Origin of the sequence: Thermomicrobium sp. 4228-Ro, assembly GCF_026241205.1 — a bacterium.
Taxonomy (GTDB): Bacteria; Chloroflexota; Chloroflexia; order Thermomicrobiales; family Thermomicrobiaceae; genus Thermomicrobium.
Window position 1 is genome coordinate 686447 of record NZ_JAPFQM010000001.1, and the last position, 15255, is coordinate 701701.

The 15255-nt window shown below is 65.2% G+C and carries 16 protein-coding genes; 8 read left to right on the top strand and 8 right to left on the bottom strand.

The genetic code is table 11. The annotated features are described in order from the left end of the window. Positions 1-112: 112 nt before the first annotated feature. On the top strand, positions 113-730 hold the full coding sequence (locus OO015_RS03465) for a superoxide dismutase (protein ID WP_265939809.1): 618 nt from the start codon (positions 113-115) through the stop codon (positions 728-730). A gap of 63 nt (positions 731-793) precedes the next feature. Here OO015_RS03465 and OO015_RS03470 read toward each other — a convergent pair whose 3' ends face one another. Beyond that, complete coding sequence (locus OO015_RS03470; RefSeq protein WP_265939810.1) at positions 794-1768, bottom strand: ring-cleaving dioxygenase; 975 nt, start codon at positions 1766-1768, stop codon at positions 794-796. Between the two features lie 338 nt (positions 1769-2106). Here OO015_RS03470 and OO015_RS03475 point away from each other — a divergent pair, with 338 nt between their 5' ends. Continuing rightward, entirely contained in the window at positions 2107-2637 is a 531-nt protein-coding gene (locus tag OO015_RS03475; RefSeq protein ID WP_265939811.1) for a MarR family winged helix-turn-helix transcriptional regulator, read from the top strand. Here the strand turns inward: OO015_RS03475 and OO015_RS03480 are convergent. The 6 genes from OO015_RS03480 to OO015_RS03505 are packed head-to-tail and all read right to left on the bottom strand — an operon-like array spanning position 2634 to position 7665. Beyond that, positions 2634-3122 carry an MOSC domain-containing protein gene (locus OO015_RS03480; protein WP_265939812.1) on the bottom strand — a complete coding sequence of 163 codons (489 nt, stop codon included), beginning with the start codon at positions 3120-3122 and terminating at the stop codon, positions 2634-2636. The two genes, OO015_RS03475 and OO015_RS03480, sit on opposite strands and share 4 nt — an antisense overlap. A 7-nt stretch (positions 3123-3129) precedes the next feature. Further along, positions 3130-4623 (bottom strand): gluconokinase, encoded by a 1494-nt coding sequence (locus OO015_RS03485; protein WP_265939813.1) that lies wholly within the window; start codon positions 4621-4623, stop codon positions 3130-3132. Beyond that, the gene (folK, locus tag OO015_RS03490; protein WP_265939814.1) at positions 4620-5132 is read right to left on the bottom strand and encodes a 2-amino-4-hydroxy-6-hydroxymethyldihydropteridine diphosphokinase; all 513 of its coding nucleotides are present in this window, start codon (positions 5130-5132) and stop codon (positions 4620-4622) included. The genes OO015_RS03485 and folK overlap by 4 nt, the downstream gene beginning before the upstream one ends. After that, on the bottom strand, positions 5129-5977 hold the full coding sequence (folP, locus tag OO015_RS03495) for a dihydropteroate synthase (protein WP_265939815.1): 849 nt from the start codon (positions 5975-5977) through the stop codon (positions 5129-5131). Before folP ends, folK begins: the two co-directional genes overlap by 4 nt. Beyond that, a complete protein-coding gene (folB, locus tag OO015_RS03500) occupies positions 5974-6375 on the bottom strand; it encodes a dihydroneopterin aldolase (protein WP_265939816.1) in 402 nt (133 codons plus the stop codon). The genes folP and folB overlap by 4 nt, the downstream gene beginning before the upstream one ends. Then, positions 6376-7665, bottom strand: coding sequence for a bactofilin family protein (locus OO015_RS03505; RefSeq protein WP_265939817.1), 1290 nt, complete (start codon positions 7663-7665; stop codon positions 6376-6378). A gap of 113 nt (positions 7666-7778) precedes the next feature. Here OO015_RS03505 and OO015_RS03510 point away from each other — a divergent pair, with 113 nt between their 5' ends. After that, a complete protein-coding gene (locus tag OO015_RS03510; RefSeq protein WP_265939818.1) occupies positions 7779-9395 on the top strand; it encodes an AAA family ATPase in 1617 nt (538 codons plus the stop codon). Positions 9396-9401: 6 nt separating this feature from the next. Here OO015_RS03510 and OO015_RS03515 read toward each other — a convergent pair whose 3' ends face one another. Beyond that, positions 9402-10382: a tyrosine-type recombinase/integrase gene (locus tag OO015_RS03515; RefSeq protein ID WP_265939819.1), complete on the bottom strand. Its 981-nt coding sequence runs from the start codon at positions 10380-10382 to the stop codon at positions 9402-9404. Between the two features lie 274 nt (positions 10383-10656). Here OO015_RS03515 and ggt point away from each other — a divergent pair, with 274 nt between their 5' ends. From ggt to OO015_RS03540, 5 genes are all read left to right on the top strand, one after another. After that, entirely contained in the window at positions 10657-12357 is a 1701-nt protein-coding gene (ggt, locus tag OO015_RS03520) for a gamma-glutamyltransferase (protein WP_265939820.1), read from the top strand. A gap of 89 nt (positions 12358-12446) precedes the next feature. Next, positions 12447-13292, top strand: coding sequence for a sulfite exporter TauE/SafE family protein (locus OO015_RS03525; protein ID WP_265939821.1), 846 nt, complete (start codon positions 12447-12449; stop codon positions 13290-13292). 1 nt (position 13293) lies between these two features. Beyond that, positions 13294-13728, top strand: a complete 435-nt coding sequence (locus OO015_RS03530; protein ID WP_265939822.1) for a DUF1634 domain-containing protein — start codon at positions 13294-13296, stop codon at positions 13726-13728. Between the two features lie 108 nt (positions 13729-13836). Beyond that, positions 13837-14241 carry a hypothetical protein gene (locus OO015_RS03535; RefSeq protein WP_265939824.1) on the top strand — a complete coding sequence of 135 codons (405 nt, stop codon included), beginning with the start codon at positions 13837-13839 and terminating at the stop codon, positions 14239-14241. Next, positions 14238-15080, top strand: coding sequence for a sulfite exporter TauE/SafE family protein (locus OO015_RS03540; protein ID WP_265939826.1), 843 nt, complete (start codon positions 14238-14240; stop codon positions 15078-15080). Before OO015_RS03535 ends, OO015_RS03540 begins: the two co-directional genes overlap by 4 nt. The last annotated feature ends 175 nt before the right edge of the window (positions 15081-15255 follow it).

Consider the following 15255-nt stretch of genomic DNA (forward strand, 5'->3'; position numbering starts at 1 on the left):
GCGTGGATTCTGCGTCATACTTCAACCGAGCGGTGCAGTATCCGAACCGACGAGCCATCAGGGCAACTGCACCGCCTGTCGGTTGGCCTGTCGAGGGAAAGGGAGGGTCCCGATGCCGTACGAACTCCCACCGTTGCCGTATCCGTACGACGCGCTCGAGCCGTACATCGACGCACGGACGATGGAGATCCACCACACCGGGCACCACGGTGCCTACGTCCGCAACGTGAACGCCGCACTGGAGAAGCATCCGGAACTTCCGGCCATGCCGATCGAGGAGTTGCTGCGGCGGATCAACGAGATCCCGGAGGACATCCGGACGGCCGTCCGCAACAACGGCGGAGGCCATGCCAACCACACGATCTTCTGGCAGATCATGGGGCCGAACGCCGGTGGCGAGCCGACGGGAGACCTCGCGCAAGCGATCGCTGAGACCTTCGGGAGCTTCCAGCAGTTCAAAGAGCGGTTCTCGGCCGCTGCGGCCGGCGTGTTCGGTTCCGGCTGGGCCTGGCTGGTCCTCGACCAGAACGGCAAGCTCCAGATCATCACCCGCCCCAACCAGGACAGCCCGTACATGGACAACCTGTACCCGGTGATGGGACTCGACGTCTGGGAGCACGCCTATTATCTGAAGTATCAGAACCGGCGCCCTGAGTACATCGCCAACTGGTGGAACGTGGTCAACTGGGATGCCGTCGCCCAGCGCTACCGCGAGGGACTGAAGCGCTGAGCCCGGTCGAAACGGCATCTCGAGAGACAGCGCCGGGGGCGACACCCCGGCGCTTCCGTCTCGTCAGCGATTCTCGGCTTCCACCGGCTCGAGCGGCCGGAGGTGCGCTTCGATTTCCGCTCGGCGCGGCTCGAGGAACGGTGGGAGCGAGAGCTTCTCGCCGAGATGCTCGACGTCCTCGTCGACCGCGAAGCCTGGTCCGTCGGTCGCGAGCTCGTACAGCACCCCTCCCGGCTCGCGAAAATAGAGCGAGCGGAAGTAGAAGCGATCGATCTGCGGCGTGACCGGAATGCCCGCCTGCGCGATCTGCTCGCGCCAGGCACGATGCGTCGCATCGTCCGGTACGCGGAAGGCGACGTGGTGGACACCACCGGCACCGAGCTGGGCCCTCGGCAGGTCCGGACGCTCCTCGACGAGGACGAGCGCCCCGGGACCGCCCGATCCCGTCTCGAACAGTGCCGAGCGAGAGGTACCGCGCCCCTCGGCACGCAGCCGGAAACCGAGCACATCGACCAGCACACGCGCAGTCGGCTCCAGCGCACGCACGACGAGCGTCACCGCGAAGATCCCCTTCACCTGGTATTCCGGCGGAACGGGTGAACGTTCCCACGGCACGCCGCCGGGTACGCCACCGTCATCGACGAGCGCCAGCCGCTGTCCCTCGAAATCGGTGAAAAACAGCGCGTCGCGCCCAGCATAGCTCCCGCGCTCGAGGCCCGGTACACCGTGACCATCGAGCCATGCCAACCACCAGTCGAGCGCCTGACGGCTACCGACACGCAAGGCCATCCGCGCGATCTCGCCGTGCCCAGGCTGATGCGGCGGAAGGTGCGGCCAGTCGAAGAAGGTCACCTCCGTCCCCGGTGTGCCGACACGATCGGCACAGAACAGGTGATACGCCGAGACATCGTCCTGGTTGACCGTCTTCTTGACGAGCCGAAGTCCGAGTACCCTCGTGCAGAAGCGCAGGTTCTCGGGCGCACGAGCCGTGACAGCCGTGATGTGATGGATTCCAGCGAGCACCAATGCATCCGCCATCGTTTCGTCGCCCCCAGGTTACCGTACCCATCGAGTGTACTGTCTCACCTGTCGAATCGCGAACATCCGTAACTCGTGAAATACTGGCACGCGACGACCGAGTCAGCATGCCTGCACCGTGCACTCGGCATACGCGATCGCTGAACGGACTCGTGCTGCCTACACGAACCGTGCATCATACAATGCTCACTGGAGGGTCGGGCACTCGACTTTTGGCAGGGAGCAACCGGAACACATGGGGCAACACCGGAACGACTGGGAGACTTCCATGATTCCAGCGTACACGCTACAATGACTTCAGCTGTGACCTCACGGTTTTGACAAGTGGGATAGAGGAGATGGAGAAGAAGCAGAATCCTTGCTCACCGATCCCGACGCGGACTCGTCATCCGGCGGTGCGGGCCTGGATCTATCTCATGCGGATCGCTTACCGCACGGAGCGCGAGTCGGCCGCCCACGCGTACGCGCATGGTCTCACGTTCGCCCAGCTGGACGTGATCTTCCATATCGCGAAGTGTCCAGGGATCACCCAGCAGGAACTCGCCGAACGCATGCTCGTGACACCAGGGAATGTCACGCAGCTCCTCCAGCGGATGGAGCGACAAGGGCTGATCAAGCGAGTGCCCGAGGGGCGAGCGAAACGACTGTATCTGACCGAGAAGGGGCAAGAATACTGCGAGCAGCTGCTTCCCAAACAAGAGCAGTTGCACATCCAGCAATTCGCCGGGCTCACGCTCGAGGAGCAGGAGCAGCTGCTGCATCTCCTGATGAAACTCGATCGTGCACAACGGCGGAAGGTCCGCGCGCTCCGCGAGGCTGGCGAGCGACTGCCCTGGCAGGACGCCGCGTCACAGGCTGCGAACGCTTAACACCCACGACGTTGCACCATCACGGGATCCCCTGGCCGAATGATTCCCGGACGGCGGACGATCGCGCACACCCCGCGCCGTCCATACAGCGTCTTGACGAGCTGCGGATGGTAGACGGCCACCGTGCTGCAGGGCTTGTTCTGTGCGGTGACCTCGAGAATCACTGCCCCAGCGATCAGCAGATCACCCGGTTCGAGATCGCTCAGGTCGCCCAGCCCGACCACGGTCAGGTTCTCACCGAGAAAGCCAGGCTCCAGCTGAATACCGAGTTCCTCGTTGACATCGTCCAGTACTTCTTGCGCGACGATCGTCAACTGCCGGGTGTTCGGTTCCAGCTCGCCTCGCTTCTTGTGCCGGTTGTACGGCCCAGCGTGGTAGTCGCCGACCACGCCGTCCATCCCAACCTCGATCTCGAGCCGCCGGTACTTCGGTATCCCACCTTGCGGACTCGAGCAGACTGCCACTACCCGGCCCTGCAGCTCCATCGTCCACTCACTCCTTCCTCAGTACCACGTTCAGCTGTGCCAGAGCAACGTGGAGCGTTCTGATCGCCTCCTGTTGACGTCGCAAGACCTGCGTTGCGGTCTCGTTCGGCATGATGCACGTCCACTGCGCGACATCGGAGCGAGCCAGGTGCTCGAGCGGGCGGCCGGTGAGTCGTGCCGACGCCACCAGCGCAGCACCGCGCAGCGATGCCTCAGGATCGGGAGCGAGTAGGAGCGAGCGTCCGGTCGCATCGGCCACGATCTGCGCCCAGCCCGGTATGCCCAGGAGCGCATTGCCGCTGCCGATGAACACCTCGATCCCCGGTCTGATCTCGAGCAACAGGTCGACCACCTCAGCGATCCGGCAGGCAACTGCTTCCAGCGCGGCACGCAGCACCGCGACGCCATCGTGGCTGAGGCGGAGACCGACCAGCGCAGCACTCGCATCGACCGGCCAGCCCGGGCTGCGCTCGCCCGCGATCGTCGGGAGCCAGAGCAGACCGGTCGATCCCGGCTCGAGTGTCTGCACACGCTCCCAGAGCGCTGGCTCGGGAGAGAGCACGAAGCGCTGCCGGATCCAGTCGATCAAGTCCCCACCCTCGCTGAGTGCACCCCCAGCGAGGACGAGTTCCCGATCCAACCGATAGAGCCACAAGCCCCAGGGTACGACGAGCGGCTCACCGCGCCAGAGTGTCCGGATGGCCGACGAGGTGCCGATCATGATCGTCGCACGGTCTTGACCGACCGCACCGCTTCCGACGTTGCTGCAGGCCCCGTCGCCCCAGGCTGGATACCAGACCGCATCGGCGAACCGTGGCCAGCGCGCAGCGTACGCCGGCACCAGCCTCCCATCGGCATCGTCGATCACCGGCAACCGGTGCGGATCGAGCCCGACGGCTGCACAGGACTCCTCGTCCCAGTCGAGCCGCCAGGTATCGAACAGACCGCTCCCCGACGCCATCGAGACCGATGTCCGGTACGAACCGGTCCAGCGGACGAACAGATAGTCGGGAAACGCACACCAGCATGCGACTGTCGTGCGGAGCTCGGGGAGACGCTCGACCAGCCACGCGAAGCGCGCGATCGGGTAACTGGGGTGCAGGTAGGCTCCGGTCCGCCGGTGATGGTCTGCTGCATCGACGCGGGCACGCAGTTCGAGTGCTGCTGCACGCGCTCGCGTGTCGGCCCACATCGAGACGCGGGTGACTGGGCATCCCTGGCGGTCGAGCCCGACCAGACTGTGCCAGAAGCAGCTGATCCCCACGGCCTGGACCGGCGAGCCAGCTGCCTGGTGGACCGCATCGAGGAGGTTCTCGATCCGCTCGGCGAGCGTGCCAGCGTCGAGTTCCGCGCGCCCGTCCGGCCCCGTCTCGAGCCGGTAGGTCACGCGTCGCAGCGTACCCGCCACGATCTGCCCAGTCTCATCGAACAGCGCCGCTCGTGCCGACGAGCTGCCGATATCGATTGCGAGGACCCTGCTCCTGGTCTGGCTCGTGCTCATGCCACTGCATCCCCGTTCACCCACTCAGGACCGTCGACGCGCCGCACCTCGGTCGCTCGATCACCCAACTGCTCGAGCAGGACGCGTACCGGAAGCCCGAGCAGCGGATGCACCTCGTCGGGCGCGATCTCGGCGAGGGGAACCAGCACGAAGGCCCGTTCGTGCAGCCGCGGGTGCGGAACGGTGAGGCCCACTGAGTTTTCGACGACCCCATCGTAGAGCAGGAGGTCGAGATCGAGCGTCCGGGGGGCATTCCGAAACGTCCGCTCCCGCCCAAACGAGCGCTCGATGGCGAGGAGCGTTCGCAAGAGCTCACGCGGGTCGAGATCTGTTTCCAACGCGATGACCGCGTTCAGGAACCATGGTTGGTCACGGAATCCGACCGGCTCGGTCTCGTAGAGCGACGAGACTGCGACGATCCGCCCGTGCTCGCTGAGACGTCGAACGGCTGCACGCAGCGTCGCTCGACGATCACCCAGGTTGCTGCCGAGCCCGATATAGGCGATCACCACGTTCCCCGCACGATGGCATCGGTCATCCGGACGACCCGCACCATCTCCTTGACGTCATGCACCCGAACGATGTCCGCGCCGTTGGCGATAGCGATCGCGACTGTCGCTGCCGTCCCTTCGAGCCGTTCGTCAGGCGGGGTGCCGAGCACGTAGCCGATCGTCCGCTTGCGCGACGTCCCCACCAGGATCGGGCGACCGAATAGCGTGAGGTCACGCAGGCGGCGCAACATGAGGAGATTCAACTCTGGCTCCTTGCCGAAGCCGAATCCAGGATCGATGATGATCCGTTCCCACTCGACACCGGCTGCCAGAGCCCGCTCGATCCGCTGCGCGAGATCGCGGACGAGCCGCGGGATCAGCTCGTCAGCGCGCTCGATCGGCAAGTCGTGCATGATCACGACCGGTACCCCGGCACGGGCAGCGACAGCTGGCATGTCCGGGTCGCCAGCCAGTCCACGGACATCGTTGATCATCGTCGCCCCAGCAGCCAGCGCCGCCTCAGCCACCACCGCTTTGTTCGTGTCGATCGAGATCGGTACCTCGGGCAGCGCTTCCCGGATCGCGCGGATCGCGGGGATGACGCGCTGCAACTCCTCTTCAGCCGGCACCGGAATATGGCCAGGGCGGGTCGACTCACCCCCGACGTCGAGGATGTCAGCCCCGGCTTCCACCATCTCCTGAGCCCGGCGCACTACCTCGTCCAACCGCCCCAGTAAGCCGTCGCCACTGAACGAATCCGGCGTCACATTGATGATGCCCATCACGAATGTCCGCCGCCCCCAGGGCCACCGGTCGAACGGCGGATAGGCGACACGTGGCGCCTCGAGCACCGTTCCAGTCATCCCGCTCCGCTCCTTTCCGCGCTCTCGATCTCCTGTCGGGTCCGCCGGAGCTCGACGCCGACCCGGCCGATCGCTGCCCCGGCGATCGGTGGCGACAGTTTCCACACCCGTACCCGCACGGCCGCGACCGGCGGATACTCCGCGAAGACGGCACGGACGATCTCCCCAGCGACCGCTTCCAGAAGCTGCCGCGGCTCGCCTTCGAGGACACGCCGCACGGTCTGGTACAGCGCTCCGTAGTTGACCGTCTCCGCGAGCGCATCGCGTACCGCAGCCGGTTCGAGATCGAGCTCGACCTCGAGATCCACCGCGAACCGCTGGCCGAGCTGGCGTTCCTCTGGGTGCACACCGTGGTAACCGTAGAACTGCAGTCCCTCGAGCAGAATGCGGTCAGCCATTCACCGCTCCTCGCGCGTCTCGTCTGCTCCTCCGGACCGTTCCGTCTCCGATCGTACGATCGGCTCCGTCGAGGAAGCGTCCTCGATGACCGGTGCAGGAGCCGGTGCGGCTGCAGTGGGTACGACGCGGTGCACGCCCCAGCCGGACAGGGCCGTCCACACCATTCCGAGTCCGAGGATACCGAACAGGAGACTCCACCAGACCGTCCAGCCGAACGGGATCGGGAGCAGCCGGAAGACGAGGACGAGCGTCGTCCCCACCACCATTGCGAGCCAGAGCACGAGACGACGGTCGCTCCGGAGCGCGCTCACCGGCAGGAGGCGAATCAGCGCGATCCCGACCAAAACCTGGCTGAGGTACAGCACGGCGACGTAGAGACCGAGCAACAGCAGCGCGGCCGAGAGGCCGACGACGGTCACGGCGAGCACGAGCGCAGCGATCGGTAACACGACGAAAACCACGAGACCCCACACGAGTGACCAGAGCGGTGCATGACGAAACGTATCAGCCACCAGCGCGGTCTGACGCGGTAGAGCCAGCACGAGCAAGGTACCAGCGACCAGTGCCCAGCCCAGCCGCAGCAAGACCGTCGAGAGCCAGCTGAGCACCCGATCCAGCGTCGTCTGCGGTCCACCAGTCGTACCCGGCGACAGCGTGTACGCTTGTGGTCCCACGATCCGTGCACCAGGCGCGATCGTCGCTGGCTGCGGAGCCCGGTACCGGAAGGCGCCGTCGATCTGCGCTCCGTCGCGGATCTCCACACGATTCGCGTTCACGTCCACATCACCGAAGATACGGCCGTTCACCACGAGCATGTCGACATTGCCGCGGACATTCCCACGCACTGTGCCGTCGACCGTCAATGTTCCAGCGCCGATGACCGTCACGTCATGAGCGATCGTCGCCGTGCGCCCGACCGTTACGGACTCGGCGCCCAGCACGGCGAGATCCCAACCGATCGGCCCAGTGAGCTCGACAGTGCCAGCAGCGACCCGTACGCTCCCAGCGACCGGCCCGCTTACCCGGATCGAGCCGGCTGCCACCGTCACGTCACCACCGACCCGACCAGAAATCGCGACCGTTCCCCCAGCAGCGAACACGTCCCGCGTGACGTCACCGTCGATCTCGATCGCATTCCCTGCCGCATACAGCTCGTCGTCGAGTCGTTCTTCCGTTCCGACCGTCACCGACGGCCCTGCAACGAACTGCGCAGCTCGGGCACCCGGTGCCCACACTGCGAGCGCGACCATCAGGCCGATCGAGATGACGACCGCCGCCACCCTCCGCATCCACCACCTCCCGGTCGATCCGTCCTCATGATACGCCACACGTCCTCCGCACCGAGATCGAGGTTGCCGGATCGCTCCGGTTGCGCTAGCGTTGGCACCAGTGAGGGTGCAACATGACGGTGCAGGACGATCTCTCGCGAGCGCATCGCGCGCTGATCCTCAGCGAACTCAGCCGGCCGGAGGCCTATCCGTTCCCGGTCGACCGGATCGACGTCGAAGAGACTCATATCTCGCTAGTGTTCCTGGTCGGCGACTATGCCTACAAGGTCAAAAAGCCGGTGAACTTCGGCTTTCTCGATTTCAGCACGCTCGAGCGCCGACGGTTCTTTTGCGAGCAAGAAGTCCTGCTCAACCAACGGCTGACCGATGGTGTCTACCTTGGGGTCGTACCGATCGCTCGCGTGGGCTCGCACCTTCGGGTCGAAGCTGAGGGCGAGATCGTCGAGTACGCTGTCAAGATGCGCCGGCTCGACTTCGAGCAGACCCTGTTGCGCCGCGTGCAGCGCGGCAGTCTGCCGATGGAGCTGGTCAGCGCACTGGCTGACCGGCTCGCCGCGTTCTACCGGACGGCTGCGCGGAGTCCGGAAATCGACCAGTGGGGGACTCCGGAAGCGATCTGGTTCAACATTCGTGAGAACCTGGAGCAGACTGAGCCGTTCATCGGTGTCGTCCTCGCTCCCATTCAGCACCGCTGGATCGCTTCGATCAGCGAGCGGTTTCTCCGCGAGCGGCTCGACCTGTTCCAGCGCCGCATTACCGAAGGGCGGATCGTCGAGGGGCATGGCGATCTCCACCTCGCACACATCTTCGTCGAGTCCGAGTCACCGCCACGCTTCCAGATCGTCGATTGCATCGAGTTCAACCCGCGGCTCCGCTGCGGCGACGTCGCGGTCGATCTCGCCTTCCTCAGCATGGATTTCGACCACCACGGTCGGAGCGATTTCGCACGCTGGCTCACGCTCCGCGCGAGCGATGCGCTCGACGATCCGGAACTCCCGCTGCTCGTGCACTTCTATAGCGTGTACCGCGCCCATGTGCGCAACAAGGTCAACTGCTTCCGGCTGGCGGAGCTCGCTCCGGAAAGCGATGAGTTCTCCGCAGTGCGGACACAGGCCGAGCGGTACATCGACCTGGCGACGTCGTACCTGGTCGAGCCGGCCGAACCGCTCTTGCTCCTGATCGGCGGCCTGTCGGGGACAGGGAAGAGTGCGCTCGCTCGCCGGTTGGCACGGTGCCTCGGCATCGCGCTCTACTCGTCCGACATCGTCCGCAAAGAACTGGCTGGCGTGCCGGTCGAGCGACGCGTCGAGGTACCGTACGGCACGGATATCTACGGACCCGAGTTCACGCGAGCGACGTACCGGGCGCTCCTCGAGCGCGCTGCGGCAGAACTGGCCACCGGCCGGTCGGTCGTGCTCGACGCGACCTTTCTCGACCGGGAATGGCGTGAGGCAGCGCGTGCGCTCGCCACGCGCTACAGTGCTCGACCGATGCTCGTCGAGTGCTGTTGCCCTGCGGAGATCGTGGAAGAACGTCTGCGCTATCGGGCCCACGAGCCGGGTCAAGCGAGCGAGGCGACCTGGCCGATCTACCTCGAGCAACGCGCCCGCTACGGCGAGACGATGGAGCCGATTGCCGGACTCGCCCATCTCACGGTCGACACCGCCCAACCGCTCCCGTTCGTACTGGACGTGGTGCTCACCTGGCTCCCTTTGCGCGAACGCCTGTAGGCATCGCTACGTCACTCTCGACTCCCGCGATCCCGCGAGCGGGTCGAGCGGTGGTGCCGCCAGGCGGATGTACCGCCGCACGCTGAGCCGGTTGCGGGCATCATCGGCCAGTCCCAGGAGTTCCAGCAGCTCGTCTTCGCTCGCGCCCCGCTTCGCTTGCTCGACCGCGAACGTGTGCCGCAACGTCTGCGGAGAGACCGGCTTCTGGATGCCTGCGGCAGCAGCGACTCGCTCGACCAGCTTGTTGAGCGACTGCGGGAGGATCGGCACGAGCCGATCCTGTGGTCCTTCCTCCTCGAGCAAGCGCTGGTAGATCTCCGTCAGTTCGCGGTTACCGGCGAGCTTCCGTTCGCGCAGCCGGCGCTTTTGTCCTTCGGCGAAGACATAGACCACCGGTCTGTCGGGATCGGCCCAGTCGATGTGCGAGGCGCGCAAGGTGAGCACCTCGTGTCGCGAGAGGCCCAGCCGCAACATCAGCCAGATCGCCAGGTGTGTCCGCGGGCCTTCGGCCGCTGCCGCAGCGAGTAAGCGCTCCTGCTCCTCCGGGAACAACGGCTGGGGCGTCTTGAGCGGAATCCGATCCGAGTAGAACGCTGCCGTCGGGTCGTGCTCGATCACCTTGGCACGCGTGATCAGGAACTTGAAGAACGTCGACAGCGTCGTCAACCGCCGCTTGCGTGTCGACCGGCCACGACTCTGCTCCAGAAACGTCGCCACATCGCGTTCGTCGATCTGGGCGATCGGTTTCGGACCGACCAGCGACTCGAAGACCGCCAGGTCGTAACTGTAGGACTTGACGGTGTTGACCGGATGACCGGACTGCTCGAGATAGCGACGGAACCAGAAACGGGCGACATCGAGCGACGACTCGGCAGTCAGCACCGGCAAGAGGCCGACCGTACCGCGGAGCTTGCCGTCCCTCCCCAGCTCGAAGAGCGGCGGTTGGATGACCTGTGCCTGCTCGTCCTCCCGCCGTTCGTCCCGCATCGCTGGTCCTCCGTGACGCACAAATGTTCTGCCCAACCGGAGCGTACTTCTCCTTCCACGGCCTGTCAAGCTCGAGCGTGCGCAGGCTTCAGTACAGGCACTGGACGTGCGCTCACGCGGTACCGTATCCAGCGCCCACGCGCCCCCGCTGGCAGTCGTCACGGTTCGCGATACGTCTCGCGCTGTTCACGATCCCCGACCGCTGCTCTTGCAGACCACCTTTCTCGAGCATAGGCTGGACGCGGTTCGACGTGCGCATGCCTGGAGGAGTGCGATGAGCCGGAGCAAGTGGATCATCGACCGCACCGAAGCGGTGGGCAGGCATGGGATGGTCGTCGCCCAACACGAGCTGGCAGCCGAGGTCGGAGTCGCCGTGCTCGCTGACGGCGGCAATGCGATCGATGCGGCGGTCGCCACAGCGTTCGCGATCGGAGTCGTCGAGCCGTTCATGAGCGGGATCGGCGGCGGCGGTATTCTGCTGATCCACCTCGCCGAGAGCCAGGAGACCGTTGCGATCGATTTCGGTATGTGTGCTCCACTGGCCGCCCGCCCTGATCTCTACCGGTTGCTCCCCGCTACCGGTGCGACCCGGTTCGGCTGGCGAGCGGTCGAGAAGGATGCGAACGTGCACGGACCGCTCGCGATCGCGGTACCCGGCATGGTCGCGGGACTAGCGACGGCGCTCGAGCGCTACGGAACGCGACCGCTCGCTGAGCTCCTCCAACCCGCCATTCGCCTCGCACGAGACGGGTTTGCCGTCAGCTGGCATACCAGTCTCGAAATGGCACAAGACGCTGCCCTACTCGCGCAGTATCCATCGACCCGTGCGGTCTTCACCCGCGACGGCCTGCCACTGCCGGTGCGGACCGGACTCGAGCCGACGATCCTCCGGCAGCCCGATCTCGCCCGTTCGCTCGAAGCGATCGCGCGCGATGGTGCCGATGCATTCTATCGCGGTGAGCTCGGACGGCAGCTCGTCGAAGGCCTGCGTGCACTGGGCGCCATCCTCACGATGGAGGACCTCGAGCGCTACACCGTTCGCCTGTCCGCACCGCTCTGGGGAGAGTACCGCGGCTACCGCATCGCTACCGCGCCCGCACCGAGTGGCGGGCCGACGGTGCTCGAATCCCTGCATCTCCTCGACTGTTTCCCGCTCACCGAATACGGGCACAATTCGAGTCGCACCCTCCATGTCCTGATCGAAGCGTTCCGGCAGGCGTTCGTCGATCGGTTCGCCTATCTCGCCGATCCAGGTTTCGTTCCAGTGCCGGTAGCTGCGCTCACCGATCCAGCCTACGCGCGCGAGCGGGCGAGCGAGATCGGCGAGCAGGCACGGGCACGGATCGAGCCCGGCGATCCACGGCGTCTCGGCGTCCAACGTCTCTACGCTCGTTCGCTCCCCAACTACGGTGCTGGTTCGACGACACACATCGGCGTGGTGGATCGCTGGGGCAATGCTGTCGCCCTCACGCAAACGCTCCTCTCCGCGTGGGGTTCACGCGTGGTCGCCCCGGGTACCGGGATCCTCATGAACAACGGGATGCTCTGGTTCGACCCGGAACCCGGGCGCGCGAACTCGATCGAACCGGGTAAACGACCGCTCGCCAACATGTCGCCGACACTCGTCTTCCAGGACGATGGGCTGTTCCTCGTGCTCGGCGCGATGGGTGGGCGACGGATCATCGATGCCGTCGCGCAGGTCGTGAGCAACGTGATCGATCATGGGCTCGGTATCCAAGCAGCCATTTCCGCCCCCCGTATCGACTGCAGCGTCGAACCGACTGCTGTGAGCAGCCGCATCGACGGAAGAGTAATCAGTGAACTCGAGCGTCGCGGCCATCGGGTCCAGATCGTGCGCGAGGACTTCGCCGATGTCCCCTTCGCCTGCCCGGGAGGCATCTTGCGTGACCGGACCGGCACCCTGCATGGCGGCAGCGAGCCCTACTACCCCGGTATGGCTATCGGTTTGGCGTGAATCCTGGCAGACCTTCCGGTGCGACCGCTCACCGCCCCGTTTCGAGTGCTCAGGCTCCCCGGTACTGGTCGCAGGAAAGGAGTCGGTCAGTGCTCGGCATCGAACTGTTCGTCTTCGGCCTCTTCCTGTTCGCGTTCCTCGCTGGACTGCTCGGTTCGCTCATTGGCCTCGGCGGGGGTATCCTGATCGTCCCATTGCTGACACTGGTCTTCCGGCTCGATATCCATCTCGCGGTCGGTGCCAGCATCGTCTCGATCATCGCCACCTCGAGCGGTGCCGCGGCTGCGTATGTCCGTGACCATCTCACGCACGTGCGGGCTGGGATTTTCTTGGAATTAGCGACGAGTTCGGGCGCCGTCCTCGGGGCGTTGCTCGTACCCTTCGTGCCCGGTCGCGCACTCTATTTCCTCTTCGCAGGCTTTCTCCTCTTGTCCCTCGGACCGATGGCGCGTCGCCTCGGTGAGGAAATCCCGACCGGCGTGCAACCCGACTGGTTCGCTCGGCATCTCCGCCTGGGGAGCGCGTATCCCGATCGTGCCCTCGGACGGGTCGTGCGCTACGAGGTGACCCGTGTCCCGATCGGTTTCGCGATGATGTTCGTAGCTGGGCTCGCCTCGGCACTCCTCGGACTCGGCGCCGGTGCTCTCAAAGTGCTGGCGATGGACTGGGGCATGCGGATGCCGATGAAGGTTTCGACGGCGACCAGTAACTTCATGATCGGCGTGACGGCAGCAGCCAGTGCTGGCATCTACTTCTGGCGAGGGGATGTGGTGCCGCTCATCGCGACACCGGTCATGCTCGGTGTCCTCGCTGGCTCGCTCGTGGGGGCGCAACTTCTGCTGCGGATGACGAACCGGCGCGTGCGCCAGCTGTTCATTCCGATCTTGCTGGTCATCGCCTTCCAGATGTTCCTACGTGGATTGGGGGTGTGGTGACATGCGTGACCGATCGATACAGCACGGTTCACCCGAAACAAACGTGCTCAATCCTGTCCAGGAACGGATCGATCTTCTGGTCAGCCTCGTCTTGCGGTTCGGTGTGCTCGTCGCGGCGACCATCGGCGCCATCGGGCTCGTGCTCTTCTTCGTACGGGGACCCCAACCGGGCGATCCGCAGACCTTGCACGAATTGTTGACGCTTCAGAGTGGGGTACTGAAGACGAGCCCGCAGGCCATCCTGACTGGCCTCGTCCACGGTCAGCCGGACGACATCATGCGCCTCGGCCTGCTCGTCCTGATCCTCACCCCGACAGCCCGGGTCGCACTGACATTGGTCTTGTTCATCCTGGAGCGCGACGTTGTCTTCGTCAGCATCGCACTCGCTGTTCTGATCATTCTCGTGCTTGGCCTGGCCGGTATCGTCGGCGGCTGAACGAGTTGCACGAGAGCCGGAAGAGAGACCACCTGGTCGTGTGGTACGATGGAGCCCGCAGCCCTGGCGCTGCTGGGCGGCCCAAGATCGCGATGAGCAGCACCGAAGATGCAACGAGCCCGAAGCGTTTCGGAAGCGAGACAACGAACCGAGTGTGGGGAGACACAGTTCAGCGAGCTCTCCGGGCTCCTCGCCCAGCTGTACCGGGTCTGGCTCGGGGTGGCGCTCGCGCTCCTCACGCTCGGCCTCATCCTCGATCTCCTCGGCGACGGGAGCATGGAGACTGCGACCGTTCCGCTCAGCGAACTCCCGCTGCAGCTCCTCGAGGGTAACCCGGCTGCAGTCGAAAGTATCGCCCTCCTATGCGCGACACTCGGCCCCGTCACCGGGCTCCTGATGATACTCGCATACTGCGCACGGCGCGGTGATCGCCGCACGACGCTTCTCGTCGTCATCCTGCTGGTGGTCGTCGCAGTACTACCGATCGCGCGCACGATCGGGAGCACTCGATGAGTCACGCTGCAGAACTCGCGATCTTCCTCGTCGCAGCGGTATCGGGAACGCTGGGCGCGATGGTCGGTGTCGGCGGGGGAGTCTTCATGGTCCCCATCTTCTCTGCTTTTCTCGGCATCCCGATCAGGGCCGCGATCGCGGCCAGCGCGCTCGCGGTGATCGTGAACTCGCTCGGGAGTGCCTCCGTGTACCTCCACCATCGCATGGTCAATCTCCGGCTCGCCCTGCTCCTCCTGATCTCCACGACGGTTGGTGCGATCGGCGGTGCCCTCTTGGTGACGGCAGCCCCGATTACCCTTCTCCGCGTCATCTTCGCGATCACGCTCTATGCGATGATCGCGCTCATGAGCCTTCACCGTGCGAGCGCTCACCCCGTCACGGTCGGCTCCGACCGCTTCGGACTCGGCGGCAGCTTTTACGATCCGGCAATCGGCGGAACAGTCCACTATATTCCGCAACTCGTCGGTTTCGGTGCCCTGCTCAGCACGGTGGCTGGCTTCTTGTCCGGCCTCCTCGGTATCGGCGGCGGCATCGTTCAGGTCCCGCTCATGAACGTTCTCATGCGGGTCCCGGTCAAGGCAGCAGCCGCGACGAGCAGCTACATGGTCGGTGTCACCGTCGTCGGAAGCGCACTCCTCTACTACGCGAACGATCTGCTTGTCCCACAGGTCGCTATCCCGGCGATGCTCGGGGTGTTCTTCGGTGCACAACTCGGCTCCCGCCTCGGCCGAAGGATCCGAGGGGTCTGGCTCCGACGCCTCCTCATGCTCATCCTCCTCTATCTCGCGACGACGCTCCTGCTCCAGGCACTCGGTATTCCCGTGCCAGGTGCTCGCTGAGTCATCTCAATCCGCACGGTCTTCCCACGCGTAATTCCTTCGGGTGCACCCACCATCGTACAAGCCACCGAAGGACGGGGGAGGCCAGAAATGGGAAAGCGAGTCAGGTCTGTCGTCCTCTTCACGCTCATCGCTCTGCTCTCTCCTGCCGAGCCATGCCCTCGCCGCCCGCTCC